The 15,215-nt window shown below is 44.1% G+C and carries 12 protein-coding genes and 1 tRNA gene; 9 read left to right on the top strand and 4 right to left on the bottom strand.

Annotation, left to right across the window (positions count from 1 at the left end):
• Positions 1-73: 73 nt before the first annotated feature.
• The gene (gene clpS, locus MJ764_RS07785) at positions 74-379 is read right to left on the bottom strand and encodes an ATP-dependent Clp protease adapter ClpS (protein ID WP_239326016.1); all 306 of its coding nucleotides are present in this window, start codon (positions 377-379) and stop codon (positions 74-76) included.
• A gap of 226 nt (positions 380-605) precedes the next feature.
• On the opposite strand from clpS, the gene MJ764_RS07780 reads away from it, so the two are divergent.
• Positions 606-809 (top strand): cold-shock protein, encoded by a 204-nt coding sequence (locus MJ764_RS07780; protein WP_025330479.1) that lies wholly within the window; start codon positions 606-608, stop codon positions 807-809.
• A gap of 451 nt (positions 810-1,260) precedes the next feature.
• Here MJ764_RS07780 and MJ764_RS07775 read toward each other — a convergent pair whose 3' ends face one another.
• The gene (locus tag MJ764_RS07775) at positions 1,261-2,484 is read right to left on the bottom strand and encodes a uracil-xanthine permease family protein (protein WP_275415288.1); all 1,224 of its coding nucleotides are present in this window, start codon (positions 2,482-2,484) and stop codon (positions 1,261-1,263) included.
• A 203-nt stretch (positions 2,485-2,687) separates the two neighbouring features.
• Between MJ764_RS07775 and MJ764_RS07770 the strand changes: the two genes are divergently transcribed.
• From MJ764_RS07770 to MJ764_RS07740, 7 genes are all read left to right on the top strand, one after another.
• Positions 2,688-2,763 (top strand) — tRNA-Thr (locus MJ764_RS07770).
• Between the two features lie 607 nt (positions 2,764-3,370).
• Positions 3,371-3,556 (top strand): hypothetical protein, encoded by a 186-nt coding sequence (locus tag MJ764_RS07765; RefSeq protein WP_239326015.1) that lies wholly within the window; start codon positions 3,371-3,373, stop codon positions 3,554-3,556.
• 547 nt (positions 3,557-4,103) lie between these two features.
• On the top strand, positions 4,104-5,783 hold the full coding sequence (locus tag MJ764_RS07760; protein ID WP_239326014.1) for an MFS transporter: 1,680 nt from the start codon (positions 4,104-4,106) through the stop codon (positions 5,781-5,783).
• Positions 5,784-5,797: 14 nt separating this feature from the next.
• On the top strand, positions 5,798-7,057 hold the full coding sequence (locus tag MJ764_RS07755) for an HlyD family secretion protein (RefSeq protein ID WP_239326013.1): 1,260 nt from the start codon (positions 5,798-5,800) through the stop codon (positions 7,055-7,057).
• Positions 7,054-8,454: an efflux transporter outer membrane subunit gene (locus MJ764_RS07750; RefSeq protein WP_239326012.1), complete on the top strand. Its 1,401-nt coding sequence runs from the start codon at positions 7,054-7,056 to the stop codon at positions 8,452-8,454. The genes MJ764_RS07755 and MJ764_RS07750 overlap by 4 nt, the downstream gene beginning before the upstream one ends.
• A 147-nt stretch (positions 8,455-8,601) precedes the next feature.
• A complete protein-coding gene (locus MJ764_RS07745) occupies positions 8,602-9,441 on the top strand; it encodes an RnfABCDGE type electron transport complex subunit B (RefSeq protein WP_239326011.1) in 840 nt (279 codons plus the stop codon).
• Positions 9,442-9,524: 83 nt separating this feature from the next.
• Complete coding sequence (locus MJ764_RS07740; protein ID WP_239326010.1) at positions 9,525-9,968, top strand: META domain-containing protein; 444 nt, start codon at positions 9,525-9,527, stop codon at positions 9,966-9,968.
• Positions 9,969-10,096: 128 nt separating this feature from the next.
• Here MJ764_RS07740 and fumC read toward each other — a convergent pair whose 3' ends face one another.
• The gene (gene fumC / locus MJ764_RS07735) at positions 10,097-11,485 is read right to left on the bottom strand and encodes a class II fumarate hydratase (protein WP_239326009.1); all 1,389 of its coding nucleotides are present in this window, start codon (positions 11,483-11,485) and stop codon (positions 10,097-10,099) included.
• Between the two features lie 383 nt (positions 11,486-11,868).
• On the opposite strand from fumC, the gene MJ764_RS07730 reads away from it, so the two are divergent.
• The gene (locus MJ764_RS07730) at positions 11,869-13,635 is read left to right on the top strand and encodes a cation:proton antiporter (protein ID WP_239326008.1); all 1,767 of its coding nucleotides are present in this window, start codon (positions 11,869-11,871) and stop codon (positions 13,633-13,635) included.
• Positions 13,636-13,976: 341 nt separating this feature from the next.
• Here the strand turns inward: MJ764_RS07730 and sbmA are convergent, their stop codons facing one another.
• Complete coding sequence (sbmA, locus tag MJ764_RS07725; protein ID WP_174828495.1) at positions 13,977-15,179, bottom strand: peptide antibiotic transporter SbmA; 1,203 nt, start codon at positions 15,177-15,179, stop codon at positions 13,977-13,979.
• Positions 15,180-15,215 lie beyond the last annotated feature (36 nt).

Here is a 15,215-nt window from a genome sequence, read left to right as displayed (position 1 = left end):
ATGAAGCATACACACTAAAATTCAAGTGACACCTATAGAGTATTTCATTTCACACATACACCAATCAGTAATTTCAGGCTTCTTCAACTAGACATTGCAGCGGAAAGCCGGCCGCCTCAGCCCGCGCCAAAACCTGATTGCATCTGGTTTCGGCGATGTCTTTCTGAAACACACCACACACGCCACGCCCGGATTCATGCACCATCAGCATGATGGCAATGGCCTGCGTATGTGGTAAATGGAATACATCTATCAACACCGCCACCACAAAATCCATTGGTGTGTAGTCATCATTCAACAATACCACCTTATAGCGCTTTGGCGGCTTTAACATGGTTTCCTGATTCTGGCTAACAGTTTGTGTCTTCGTATTTGACATTGTGCATAAATCTACATGTATCTGTGGGTTTTTAGTAACGGTTTTAATAATTTTATCATTTTTCAGTAAGCTTGCTTGACGTTGCTTCTTAACCTATGTAAAAAGACTACTTAACAAGTCAGACATAGACTGCCAGACAAACTATTGTACAGTCGTTCACTACTTTGTTTGCCTTACTGTGTCGCAAACTTGTTCTTTATTTTGTTTTTTATGTATAGGAAGTTTCATGGCAACTGGTATTGTTAAGTGGTTTAACGACGCTAAAGGTTTTGGTTTTATTACACCAGATGAAGGTGGCGAAGATTTGTTTGCACATTTCTCTGCAATCAACATGAATGGGTTCAAAACCTTGAAAGAAGGTCAACGCGTATCCTTTGATGTGACCACCGGTCCAAAAGGTAAACAAGCGGCCAACATTCAGGCAGCTTAATCTTAGCCGGTTGTCCGGTTAGTATAAAGATAGCGGCAAATGCCGCTATTTTCTGTTTGGTACTGAAAATACATTTATACTACCACCAGTAGCTTGTTATTTATCAATATCTTCTGTGCCTAATAGGTGCAATTGGCCAGCCATGAATTTTCTGGCAAATCTGATTCAATCGGAATTCGAAACATCATCTAATTGTATCAATTGTCTCTTGCTGGCCTTTTTCCACTCTTCATCTTGCACACAATTCAAATTCATAGCTCTGCTTGCCTCTGCTCCAGATAAACCGATTATTTGGTAATAAAAATACACAGGCTGATACTTTTAAGTATCAAAGCGATCTTATTATTTCGCAATTCCCCCAAAGCAAAATATATCTGTCAATCTCAAGATACAAAAAAAATCGCAGCGCTCTGGCAGCTGCGATTTTGCAATGAATCCAAGAAGTGACCAATCAGCCCTGAGAAGAAGACGATTTAGCTGGCAACAGTAAATTCAGCACTATCGCCAGCAAGGCACATAAACCTACACCGGCAAATGCCATGGTGCCAATTTTCACCACCATGCCACCGACACCCACAATCAGTACCGAACTCACAATAACCAGATTACGTGGTTCCATCAAATCCACTTTGGCATCAATCAGCGTTTTCAAACCCAGTGAAGCAATCGTACCAAACAGCAGCAACATAATACCACCCATTACCGGCAACGGAATGGAGCTGAGAAACGCATTAAACTTGCCAAAGAAAGCCATAAAAATCGCAAATACAGCCGCCCACGTCATAATTACCGGATTGCTGTTTTTTGTAATCATCACCGCACCAGTTACTTCACCATAGGTAGTCACAGGGGGGCCACCAATCAAACCAGCAATACATACACCCAAACCATCACCTGCCAAAGTACGATGCAAACCAGGGTCTTTTACATAATCATGGCCAGTTACCTTACCAATGGCCATAATCCCGCCAATATGCTCAATAGCTGGTGCAATGGCCACGGGCAGCATAAACAGCGCTGCCTGCCAGTTAACTTCGGGTGTAGCAAAATGCGGTATTGCAAACCATGGCGCCGCCGCCATCGCACTGGTATCCACCATTCCAGTTAACCACGCCATAATATAGCCTGCAGCCACACCAATCAGGATGGGAATCAAGCGCATCATCTTGCTGCCGAATACCGTTACAATTACCGTTACAGCAAAAGTAAAACCCGATAAAAACAGCGAATGTGCATAATCAACTACCTGTTCGTCACCCGATCTGCCCATGGCCATATTACTGGCTACTACCGCTACTGATAGTCCAATCACCATAATGACCGGCCCAATTACTACCGGTGGCAGCAAACGGTGTACCGAAGCCAGCCCACGCCATTTAATCAGTGCGGCAAAAACAAAATACATAAAGCCGGCAGCAAACAGACCAAACATGGTAGAAGCCAGTCCCCATTCCTGCATGGCGTAAATAATCGGAGCAATAAATGCAAACGAAGAACCCAGATAAATTGGCACCTTGCGTTTAGTACAGATTTGAAACAATAAAGTACCAATACCCGCTCCCATCAACGCCAGCGCGGGGTTCAGCCCTGTCAGCAGCGGTACCAAAACCATGGCACCAAATGCAACAAATAGGATTTGTGCGCCTGCAAGCGCAAGTTTGAAATGGTGTCTCACCCAGACACTCCCCATTAAAAATAAATAAAACTCTTTATTATAATATAGAGCGATATAAAAAATAGTTATAGTTTGTCGCCCACAAGCCAAAGCTTGAATATTTTAATTAACCAAAAAAACAGCAGCTTATTTAAAAAATAAAAAATAAATCTCAAAAGGTCTTGCACAATTTAATTTTATTGCGCATAATGCGCATCTCTTTCGCCGGCATAGCTCAGTTGGTAGAGCAGCTGACTTGTAATCAGAAGGTCCCGAGTTCGACTCTTGGTGCCGGCACCAATTAATAAATATAGCGTAACCAGTGGTTACGCTATATTTTTTTAGCTAAAGATACTGTACTCAATCAAGAGGTATCTTTTTTGTTATGGCGCATAAATTTTAGTTGATTACTTAGCTGGTCAGCCTAGATGAAGTAGAAAAATTCAATTCACAGCCTATTTTAAAAATATCCTCACCATTTTATCTTATTAATAATAAATAAAAAAGCAGGCAGAAACCCTAAAAATTAGCTTGCTTTATTACTAAATAAAATTTACATTGTACAAACTCAAATTTCAATCAGATGTAATTAAGAATCATTATGTTAAAAAATTACCTTAATCACGCTGGCTGTTTTAAGTTTCCAATACTAAATACAAATGCAGCCAACAAAATTCTAATCAGAATAATAATATAAACAGCTATTTAAAAAAGAAAAAAGATAATGAACCACATTGATTTATATCTGGCATCTAACTCTAATATTGGACATCTCAATATGTATTGTGTCCCGAAAAGAAAATTCTGAATATAGCATTTCATCAAAGTGGGACTACATACAATATTGTCGAGGACAAAGTATTTTTGACTTATCTGGCGGTGCAATTAATCATCATTGGTAAACTAAATGGATGAAACAGAAATTCAACTGGAACATTTAGCTGAAATCAATACGCGCGCAAATGAGCTGTTTGCTAATATTGATCAATTTGCTCAGGATCTTCAGCAAAAATACAACTTTTATCCAGATCTGACTGTATATGCATGTGCTTGCACATTAGGGCATATATCAGACATTAACATGTTAATTTAATCATTGAATCCCCAACTGGCACCGGCATATTTACAAGGAACTGACTACAACGCCGTTGTTGAACGAATCAGAAAGGAAAAAAAGAATTTGATGAATCCATTGCCCGAGATGTAGAAGAAAATTAATTTTTAAAAAGCTCTGTCAGGAGCTTTTCTCTTTGCCAAATTTTCTATACCACTCAGATACAATATGTTATTTATTCATATAATTTAAATAAGATACTAACACATACTCTTGGTTACACATGAATAAATCAGATAAATCGTTGTAATACATAAAATTATCAAAATTTTCTTAACGCAATTATCAATAACCTGAAACAGACTGGATTATAAAACCATTATAAAAACAGTAATTTAATCTACACTTTGCTAATATCAGGTTATTATTACATTAGCTAAATCATTGTTCGCAGAAATCAATATTTTGTTTTAAAATGATTCAGGCAATACCTAAACTGTCCATCCATCTGGATTTATTCAGGATTAATGGATGGCATTTTTAATTGTAGCTGCTAAAACAAATCATATATGGCAGTAAAAATTCCATGTCTCATACTACTTATCAGTTAAAACCGCATGAACGCCCCATGATGGCAGGTTCGCCCTCGTTCCCAGACCATCCGTGGCAACGGCGTGTTTGCTATGGCATCATCGGTGTACTTGTCGGTTTAACTGCCGGATTTACCAATGGCATGATGCTGGCCAATATTCCGCAGATGCAAGGTTATCTAGGGCTGACGCCTGAACAGGGCGGCTGGATACAAGTATCCTATTACATGTTCAGTGCCATTATTAGCGTATTATTATTCAAAATCCGCCAGAATTTCGGCCTGCCGCGTTATGTAAGTTACATTATTCTGGGGCTGATACTGACCAATAGCCTACAATTTTTTTTCCATAGCTATCATATGGAATTATTCGCCCGCGGTATGAGCGGGCTTGTAGGCGGCAGTTTAAACAGCATGGCCATGTATTATATGATGCAGGCCATGCCAACCATTCATCGCGCTAAAGGCATCATACTTGGTCTGGGGCTAACCCAGCTTAGTCAGCCGCTGACAAGATTCATCTCTCCCCTACTGTTACAGCACGAACAGTTTCAGCTTGTATTCAGCTTTCAGTTAGGAATGGCACTGCTGGTATGCGCAGCAGTATGGCTATTGCCCATTCCCTCCGGCTATCTGGAAAAATCATTTGAAAAAACTGACCTCATCAGCTTTCCCTTAATGGCAGCCGGTATTGCGTTTATTTCTGCCGGAGCCGTACAGGGAAGAATTGTGTGGTGGGACAAAGACTGGATTGGCTGGCTATTTGTAGCCGGTGTCGTGTGCTGTATGCTTTCCGTTATCATTGAATACAATCGTAAACGGCCGATGCTTGATATCAAATGGATGATGCACACCAACGGAATGCTTCAAATCCTGATTTTTGGCTCACTGATTCGAGTTGCCCTATCTGAGCAAAATATGGGTGCTGCCGGTTTAATGACTGTATTAGGTTTGAGTAACGACCAAATGATGCATTTTTATGCTGTTACTTCCTGTGGTGCGGCACTGGGGCTGATTACCAGCGTATTCACATTCAAACCTACCGATATTAAATTACCTCTGGTTATTTCATTTGCCATTATTGCCATGGCCAGTTTTATGGAAGTCGGGCAAAATCAGTGGTCACGACCGGTCAATTTCTATATTCCGGAATTTATGATTGCCTTCGCCTCCCTGTTTTTCTTCGGTCCAGTAATGATGGAGGGGCTGATTCGGGCTATTTCAAAAGACTCGGTATACATTATGAGTTTCTCCGCAGTATTCGGTTTTTCCCAGACAGTTGGCGGACTGATTGGTTCAGCCTTGCTTAATGCATTTATCACTATCCGGACACGGGTACATTTAATCAATAGTGCCGATGGTTCGTATCTTACAGACCCGCAGGTTAACCACCTAATCCAGCAAAATGCACTTGCCAGCGAGCGTTTCAGCTTCGACAGCACATGGAATCATGCGTATGGTGTCAGCAAACTGATTCAGCAGGATAGCATGCTGGCACAGGTAGCGGCCTACAATGATTTATTTGTGACAGTCGGTATCGGTTCGTTAATCTGTTTTCTGGTTGTCGGCGCGCATCGCTGGTGGCATCAGGTGCATGGCACCAATCCAATTGGACTTGAGCTGAAAAATTTTGCAGCAGCCCGCCAGCGTGCGATGCAGGAACCGCCAAAACAATAATATAGAGGATTATAATGACTAACACACCGCCAAACAAACCTGACCAAATCCCAGAAACTGACCAAAACCAGACTGAAAAACCGTTATCATCCGCCAGCAGTACTGGTAGCGGGCAAACATCCGCACAGGTAGCCGGTAGTCAGGCTGGGTCGAATCAGTCAGCAGGTAGTTCTACAGCAGCAGACAAAAGTAATCCACAGCCTGCCCAGCCAGTAGCCAGCCAGTGGCAACCACCACAACGTAAATGGTTTGTTACTGCCATGCTGGTACTGATACTGATGCTGGGTGTCCTGATGATTCTACGCGCCTGGCAATTACCACCATTTCGCAATTCCATGGTCTCTACCGATAATGCCTACGTACGCGGCCAAACCACAATCATCAGCCCGCAGGTTACTGGATACGTGACTAAAGTATATGTACAGGATTTTGACGACGTTAAAGCCGGCCAGCCATTAATCCAGATTGATGACCGTATCTACAAACAAAAAGTTGCAGCTGCTGAAGCCGGAATTGGCCTGCAAGACAGTAGTCTGGCCAATTATGAGCAAAATCGCCGCAGTAAAGAAGCCACACTGGCGGCACGTGCAGCGGATATTGCCAACGCACAGGCACAGCTGGAAAAAGCACAGGCAGACATGGCTCGTGTAAACATACTGGTAGCCGATGGCTCGTTGTCTTTACGCGAGCGTGACCAGACACGTGCTGCATTGAAACAGGCTCAAACCGGCGTAGCCCAAGCCAAAGCACAATATCGTGTGGCTCAGGAAGACTTGAAAAGTACTCATGTCAATAAAAGTGGCCTGAAAGCGAACGTAGATAATGCACACGCTCAACTGGGGCTGGCACAGATCGACCTGTCCAATACAGTCGTGCGCGCACCGGAAAATGGCCGCTTGAGTGAAATTAGCGTTAAAAACGGTCAGCTAGTCAATGCAGGCACACAATTAATGTTTCTGGTACCGGAACGCAAATGGGTAGTAGCCAACTTCAAGGAAGCACAGACAGCCCATATTCGCGTTGGCCAGCCAGCATGGTTTACCGTAGATGCACTTAATGGTGCCAAAATCAGTGGTACCGTAGAAAAAATTTCTCCTGCTGCCGGTAGTGAATTTTCTGTCATCAAACCGGACACCACCACAGGTAACTTTGTTAAAGTACCGCAGCGTATTGCCGTACGTATCCGCATTGATAACCATAATGAATTTTTCGAACGCTTGCGCCCGGGCATGTCAGTGGTGGTGAGTATTGACACAACCAGAGTGAAAGCATGAAAGCATCTTTAGTCCAACTTTTTGCACTAACAGCACTCTCCATCTGTGTAAGTGGCTGTATTCCCCGGATTCCGAGTATTCCGGCAACAGCACGAGTAGAAGCACCGGCACAATGGCACGAACAATATACTCAAACAACACAAAATGCGGATGCACAGTGGTGGACACAACTGAATGATCCGGTTTTAGATCAACTCATCAACGAGGCTCTTGCCAACAACGTCGATATTGCTCTGGCACAAACGCGGATACAGGAAGCACTGGCTCAGGAACATGCCTCGCGCGCTTCATTATTACCCAGTCTCGATGCCAGTGGTGGTACTACCCGGCAAAAAAGCCTGAATGCCTTTGGCGTGGCTACCATTACCAGAGTTGAACAGCCGGTTTTTCAGGCAGCCTATGAACTAGATATATTTGGTAAAAACCGTAATGCGTTTAAAGCTGGCCGCCTAAGCCGGCAGGCTACCGAAATTGCTGCAGCAGCTATCCGCCTCAGTGTCATTGCTACCACAGTTAAATCCTATATTACCCTGCGTGCACTGGACGAAAAGCTGAATCTTCTGCAAAAAACATTGGATGCACGTCAGCGTGAACTCAAAATTGCCCAGTCCAAGGCCAATGTCGGCTATACCTCACAACTGGAACTTAATCAGGCACAAGCAGAGTATGCGGCCACGCTGCAACAGATTCCAGTGATTCAATCCAGCATCAGCCAGCAGGAACATGCACTGAGTATGCTGGCAGGCAGTAACAGCCGCACTATCGAACGTGGCTTATCACTATCTGAGCTGCATGCACCAACCATTCCTGCCATACTGCCATCCGATCTGATGAAAAACCGCCCGGATATCGTGCAGTCATCATTATTACTGGCCGCCAGTGACGCCAATCTGGCTTCGGCACAGGCAGAATTTTTACCATCAGTAAAAATCAGTGCCACACTTGGCCGTGTGTTTTCTACTGCCCCCATTAAAGAACCAGTTAATATATGGAGCATAGGCGGCAGTATACTGGCACCTATCTTCGAAGGAGGCAAAATTCAGGCCAATTTTGACCTGAAAGTGGCCAAACGGAACGAAGCGGCTTGGAATTATCGCAAAACCGTGCTGACTGCACTAAAAGAAGTCGAAGACCAGCTATCTGCCAGCTATCGCTTGCAGCAACAGGAGCAGGCTCTGGGGATGGAGCATGATGCACTGGCCAATGCCTTGCACCACGCAACCAATCGCTACCGCGCCGGTTATTCTCCCTATCTGGATGTGCTGGATAGCCAGCGTAATCTGCTTAGTGTACAAAGCCAGCTTATTCAGAGTAAGGCCGATTATCTGAACGCACAGGTTTCACTGTATCAGGCTTTGGGTGGAGGCTGGACAATAAACACAAGGCCTAACTATTAATCAGCATAAATTCAAATATCATCACGGTATGTACAGGCAACGGGTACATCTGTCTTCAGAAAAAAGGCCTGAATATGTCTGCAAATTTGCTGCTTGGCCTGTATGTTAGAATAGCTGTTTTCCAGTATTCAGCTTCGCAGTTTTATCATGTCTATTGCTTCAGAACACATTGACCGGCTCCTACCCCAAACACAATGCAGGCAATGTGGTTATCAGGGATGTTCTCCATATGCACAAGCGTTAAGCCGAGGTGAGGCTGCCATTAACTTGTGCACCCCGGGTGGTGTTACGGTCATCAGGGATTTGGCGCAATTACTGAATGTGCCAGTACAGCCTCCTGCCGACCTGCTCAAAGCGGAGCAGCCCAAAGCAATAGCTGTGATTGATGAAGCAGAATGCATTGGTTGTACTGCCTGCATCAAAGCTTGTCCGGTTGATGCCATTCTGGGCGCTACCAAACAAATGCACACCGTTATCAGCAATGAATGCAGCGGATGTGAATTATGCATTGAGCCCTGTCCGGTAGACTGTATCAGCATGCAGCCAGTACCAGAACATTGGCTGCCCCGAGCTCGGCAATTGGCCGAAAACCTGCAGGACGAGCGTTTTGCCGCTGCCACACAAGCCAATGCACGTTTTCAGCACCGCACAGCCCGCCTGCAACGCTTACAACGCGAGAAAGAACAGCAATTGCATGCACGCCAGCAAAAAACAGCAATTACAGCCACACCGGCAACCAAATCAGCCAGTAGCATCGATCCGGCCGCACTGATTGCCAAAGCCATGGCCAAAGCACAAACCCAGCAATTACAACGGCGTGTTCCCGATAATCAGGACTCATTCCAGCAACAGCAAATCGCCAAGGCTCAGGAGCAAGCCAGTTATCGCCGTGCGATGCGTGATTTACAATACGGCAGTGAACAGCAGAAAGCTGATGCACTTGCTTGGTTACGTTTATATAAGCAGCAGCGCGAATCCCAGCAATAATGCACCTAGTCGGATAAAATTAAAAAAATGATAAACTTACAAGTTATAATCAATATTAATTAACAACCTAACGAAATTCTAAAATGAAGAAGCTAAAATCGATTCTGGCCTGTGTAGCCACTCTGCTTGTGCTTAATGCCTGTGCTTTTACATACAAGCCCAATACCAGATATTTATCCGGTAACTGGCAAATTCGTACCCTGAATGGCGAACCTACGCCTGATGCGTCTGCACGCATCCGTTTTGACCCTCATACCCATCAATACTTCGCTTATTTTGGCTGTAACCAGATAAATGGTACTTATCACGATTTTCACCATACCCTGCACTTAAGCCGGCCGTCTGGTATCAACAAGTTGTGTTCTAATATTGAAGATGAGCGCACCGGCACGGGCACGCTGGGTTTCGTTGACTCATGGCGCATTATTAATGACCCTAATGGCGTACGCTTACAATTACTGGATAAAAACCGCTATGTTCGGGTAGAGGCACGTTTACTACCAGAAACTGACAATAAAAAGAAATAAAGTCTGGTGATAGCAGTAACTCATTACACAAAACAAAGCAGTCCAATTCCATATTACCGAAAAGCGTCGCAACAAAAAAGCCACATTGAATATTCATCACAATGTGGCTTTTAAGCTAGCTTACAACATTAATGCGGAGCAATCATATCTTCAGGAACTACCCATTTATCAAATTCTTCCGCAGTCAGAAAGCCAAGCTCAATCGCAGCCTGTTTCAGGCTGGTATTTTGTGCATAAGCGGTTTTGGCAATCTTGGCGGCCTTTTCATAGCCAATATGGCGATTCAGTGCAGTAACCAGCATCAGTGAATGATGCAAATTGGCATCAATTTTTTCACGTACCGGTTCTATTCCTTCTGCACAGCGCAGATTAAAGCTATTGCATGCATCTGCCAGTAAACGCACTGATTGCAGAATGTTAAACACCAGCACCGGCATGAACACATTCAGTTCAAAATTACCGGAAGCACCTGCTACAGTAATTGTCGCATCGTTACCCATCACCTGTGCAGCCACCATAGTCATCGCTTCGCACTGTGTTGGATTTACTTTACCCGGCATAATACTTGAGCCTGGCTCATTGGCCGGAATGGTGATTTCACCAATACCACAGCGCGGGCCACTGGCCAGCCAGCGGATATCATTGGCAATCTTATTCAGACTTACAGCCAGCGTTTTCAGGCTGCCTGAAGCAAATACCACAGCATCCCGCCCAGCGAGGGCTTCAAATTTATTGGGTGCAGTAACAAATGGTAAACCTGTCAGTTCTGCCAGTTTTGCCGCAGCCTTTTCAGCATATTGAGGATGGCTATTCAAGCCAGTACCCACTGCTGTACCGCCCAATGGCAATTCATACAACCAATGCAATGCCTGCTGCAAACGTGCCAAGCCATGATCTAGCTGGCTGACATAACCACTGAATTCCTGCCCTAGTGTTAACGGTGTTGCATCCTGCAAATGAGTACGGCCAATTTTAACAATATCGTTAAAAGCTTCAGCTTTAGCAGCTAGCGTATCCCGTAAAGCCTGCACAGCAGGAATCAGATGCTGGTTAATCTGAATGGCTGTAGCAACATGAATAGCAGTCGGAAATGAATCATTGGTAGACTGGGCATGATTCACATGATCATTCGGATGCACCGGTTTATAGCTGCCGCGTGGCTGGCCGGCGATTTCATTGGCCACATTGGCCAGAACTTCATTCATATTCATATTGCTCTGAGTACCAGAACCGGTTTGCCATACTACTAATGGAAACTGGTCAGCCAGTTCGCCTGCGAGAATACGTTCAGCAGCCTGCACAATCAGACCGGCACATTCATCGCTGATGCGTCCAAGCTGCTGATTGGTTAATGCGGCTGCCTTTTTAACCAGAGCCATTGCCTGAATCATTGCTGGTGGCAAAGTTTCACCGCCAATGTCAAAATTCTGTAGGCTACGCTGAGTTTGCGCACCCCAATAAACATTTTCAGATACAGCGATTTCACCCATGCTGTCATGTTCAATACGTGTATTCATATCATCTCCATGATTGCGCGCTTATTATTATATGAATCAAAACAATAATTTGCGCACCAGTCAGGTATTAATTACATTCCCACACCCTCTAGAATATACTTAATCCCCATTTCCATTATAAACAGGCTTAATTGTGCAGCGATTCAACCAACTTAGCCACCAATTTATTGCATTTATAAACATATATTAATATAAAAACAGGATTTTATTATTAATTTTTATGATAATTTACTAATATATATCAAAGTAGATTTTACTGGGCAGCCTGAATACTTACTCAGCAGGAAAATGATCAAATCGTCAATATCCATAAAACCAAAATAACAATACTTTAACCAGTTTGTGGCAGAATAGAAATCTGGGAAACAACAAAAGCATAAGCAATGGATATAGCCTTTCAGTTTTCAGCATTACTGGCACTGGGCATGGGCGCACAATGGCTGGCTTGGTATCTGAAACAACCATCCGTACTATTTCTGCTGTTTACCGGCATCATCATTGGCCCTGTACTGGGCTGGTTTCAACCTGATATCGTGATGGGCAACCTACTTTTTCCCTGCATTTCACTTGGTGTAGCCATTATTCTGTTTGAAGGTGCCCTCACCCTGCAATTTCATGAAATCAGCCAGCATGGACGCGTTGTTCAGAATCTAGTGACGCTGGGCGCACTGCTAACCATCGCCGTGTTATCACTGGCTGCATACTGGCTATTTAAACTGGATTTGCGCGTGGCCATACTGTTTGGTGCTCTTGTCTGCGTTACAGGCCCAACAGTTATTGCACCAATGCTGCGCAGTGTGCGTCCACGTAATCAAATTGCCAATATTCTGCGCTGGGAAGGAATTATTATTGATCCGATTGGCGCCATTGCGGTAGTGCTCGTATACGAATACATCGTTTCCAATGGACACGAAAACTCACTGCTACTTTTCAGCAAAATTGTGCTTGTAGCCATCATCTGCGGTGGTTTGGGTGCCGTGTTTCTGGCCAATGCCATCAAGCGCTACTGGCTGCCTGAATACATGCGCAATGTAGTGACCTTTGCATTTGTGCTCACTGTATTTTCCCTATCCAATTATCTGGAAAGCCAGTCTGGTCTGTTAACCGTTACCATCTTGGGGCTGGCACTGGCCAACTGGCCACAATTCCCCCGACAAAGCATACTGGCCTTTAACGAATCCCTCACCCTATTATTTATTCCTACCTTATTTATTATTCTGGCTGCACGTATGGATGTGGCTGCACTGCTGGGACTGGGGTGGCATGGTGTGGCCTTGTTATTCATCGCCATGTTTGTTGCCCGCCCCCTAGCCGTATGGTTTTCATCTATTCATTCCGGCTTAAGCGTACAGGAAAAGCTGATGATAAGCTGGATTGGACCACGCGGTATTGTAGCCGCATCCATTGCTTCACTGTTTGCGCTACGCCTGCAAAATCAGCATTTAGCCGGAACCGAACTGCTGGCACCGATGGTTTTTCTGATTATTATCGGTACAGTACTGATTCAGGGCTTGGGTGCAAAAACCATTGCCAGCCTACTCAAGGTACGCGAGCCGAGCAATAATGGCGTACTGATTGTTGGCAGCAATGAAGTAGCCCTCATGCTGGCTAACACTCTCAAACAACTGAATATTGATGTTTTAGTGGCCGATTATCACTATGTCCAGATTGCCCGCGCACGCATGCAGGGGCTGCGAACCTATTTTGGCAATCCCGTTTCAGAAAACGCACAAACCCAACTTGACCTGATGGGCATTGGCCATCTGTTTGCCGTGAGCCGTGATAAAGAACTGAATACCTTATGTGAGCTACAGTTTCGGCATGAATTTGGTGAACAGAATATTTACCGCATCCGTTTTGCCGAAGAGCAGGATTTAACTTCCCGCGCACAAAAACAGCATCAATACGTATTCCGCCAACTGTTTGAAAAGGATGTTACTTTCAGCAGACTGGAAAACATGCTCAACAAACAGGCACGGATTAAAATTACCAATATCACGGCTGCCTATGATTATCAACAGTACTGCCACGATCATCCGCAGGCAATACCGCTATTTCTTCAGGATAAAAACAATACCCTATCTATCATCAGTACTGAATTTCAGCCTGCTACGGCGATTGGCAAAAGACTGATTGCGCTGGATTACTAGATGCATCAACAGCCTGTGCTCTAAAACACGGTTGTAATTCATCATCAGCAAACTTAAATCCAAAGTGATAATGAATAAACAACGTTTAAATTGAATCGTACAAAATAACCATATCTGGCCAGAATATTGCTTATTTATTTCATTAAATCGGCCAATTTTGAGGCTATTAGCAACATCAGATAGCTAAAACAGATTTGGCCAAACAGCTTACTGCAAACCACAACAAGTATGGATGGATTCATAATTGTTGATTCTCGCGACCGATATTTTTATTTATTCAGGTTAGCCAGTTTACGCAAAAATCATTTTCGCCATACAAATATAAGTATAATTAGGTACTATTAATTCTTCTCATGTAATATCGATTCGAAAGCTTTCAGGCGTTTATGAATGGATAAAAGCTCAATAATGGTTTTCCATGAATTAATCAGATACTGAAATGATTCACGCACATTATTAAACACATTAATAATCTGGTTAATCAATCCGAGTGTCATCGTACCCGCAGCGATAGACGGTGATAACATAACCAGACCAAACAGCCCGTCTAGCTGTAAATACCAAGTACTCACCATATTGAAATAAGCATAGTGGAAATACAAACGATAGTAATTAATCCGCACCCGCTCAAAAAGCTGTTTCAGGGTAGCAGGCTGGGCACGTTCACCATGATCTTCTCCATACACTAACTCCTTGCGGTAGGCTGCTTCCACTTTCTGATTATTGTATTGAAGACCGGGCAACTTAATGCCCACTACCATCAGCAATACCGTACCGAACAATGACCAGCCCAATGCCGCCCAAACCAGCGAGTATTTAACTTCACCAATCAGAGGTAATACTGGTACATGGCTGGATAGCTGAAACAGAATCGGTAAAAACGCAATCAGTACCATAACAGCCCGTACCAGACTCACACTCAGCTCTTCCACAATCGTGGCAAAGCGCATGGTATCTTCCTGAACGCGTTGAGAGGCACCCTCAACAGTACGTAGTTTTGGCCAGTGATCAATGTAATACTGATTCATGGCTGTACGCCAGCGAAATACATAATGGCTGACAAAAAAAGCATTCAGCATAATTACGGTTACCGCTACCATCGCAATCAGCAGAAAAGTGAGCATATTCTGATAAATATGATTGATTGGCCCGCCACCACTACCGAGCATCTTTTGGATCATGTCCCAGAACGGGCCATACCAGGCATTGATGGTTACATTTACCTGCACATTAAACCAGATATTGAACAGGATTAAGGCCGAACCCCATATTGACCAACGCTGCCACGGATGCCGTGCCACCACTGACCAGAAAACAGCAAAAATGGTTGTAGCCAGTACAAACCAGATATAAAACCACAAAAATCCAGGCGACCAGAAACGCGACAGACCAATAGCCAGAGGTTTATCCGCATAGCCCTGCGGCCAGCCAAACCATTCACCTGCTGCTTTACCACCCGCATACCAAAGAGCAATATTCAGACCAATCCACAAGATAGCAGACAGGAAAAACCAACGGGGCTTCGGGAAAAATGACTGAAACACAATTTCATCCTGATAAAATAACTGCCGGTTGAGAGA

The organism is Snodgrassella gandavensis (genome assembly GCF_914768025.1).
In the GTDB taxonomy this organism is placed as follows: Bacteria; Pseudomonadota; Gammaproteobacteria; order Burkholderiales; family Neisseriaceae; genus Snodgrassella; species Snodgrassella gandavensis.
The sequence above is the reverse complement of the archived record's forward strand: the minus strand, read 5'-3'. Positions and strand labels throughout refer to the sequence as shown.

Bases quoted from the DNA above. Each gene is read 5' to 3' on its own strand.
- clpS (WP_239326016.1), bottom strand. From the start codon at position 379: ATGTCAAATACGAAGACACAAACTGTTAGCCAGAATCAGGAAACCATG.
- MJ764_RS07780 (WP_025330479.1), top strand. From the start codon at position 606: ATGGCAACTGGTATTGTTAAGTGGTTTAACGACGCTAAAGGTTTTGGT.
- MJ764_RS07765 (WP_239326015.1), top strand. From the start codon at position 3,371: ATGGATGAAACAGAAATTCAACTGGAACATTTAGCTGAAATCAATACG.
- MJ764_RS07760 (WP_239326014.1), top strand. From the start codon at position 4,104: ATGTCTCATACTACTTATCAGTTAAAACCGCATGAACGCCCCATGATG.
- MJ764_RS07755 (WP_239326013.1), top strand. From the start codon at position 5,798: ATGACTAACACACCGCCAAACAAACCTGACCAAATCCCAGAAACTGAC.
- MJ764_RS07750 (WP_239326012.1), top strand. From the start codon at position 7,054: ATGAAAGCATCTTTAGTCCAACTTTTTGCACTAACAGCACTCTCCATC.
- MJ764_RS07745 (WP_239326011.1), top strand. From the start codon at position 8,602: ATGTCTATTGCTTCAGAACACATTGACCGGCTCCTACCCCAAACACAA.
- MJ764_RS07740 (WP_239326010.1), top strand. From the start codon at position 9,525: ATGAAGAAGCTAAAATCGATTCTGGCCTGTGTAGCCACTCTGCTTGTG.
- fumC (WP_239326009.1), bottom strand. From the start codon at position 11,485: ATGAATACACGTATTGAACATGACAGCATGGGTGAAATCGCTGTATCT.
- MJ764_RS07730 (WP_239326008.1), top strand. From the start codon at position 11,869: ATGGATATAGCCTTTCAGTTTTCAGCATTACTGGCACTGGGCATGGGC.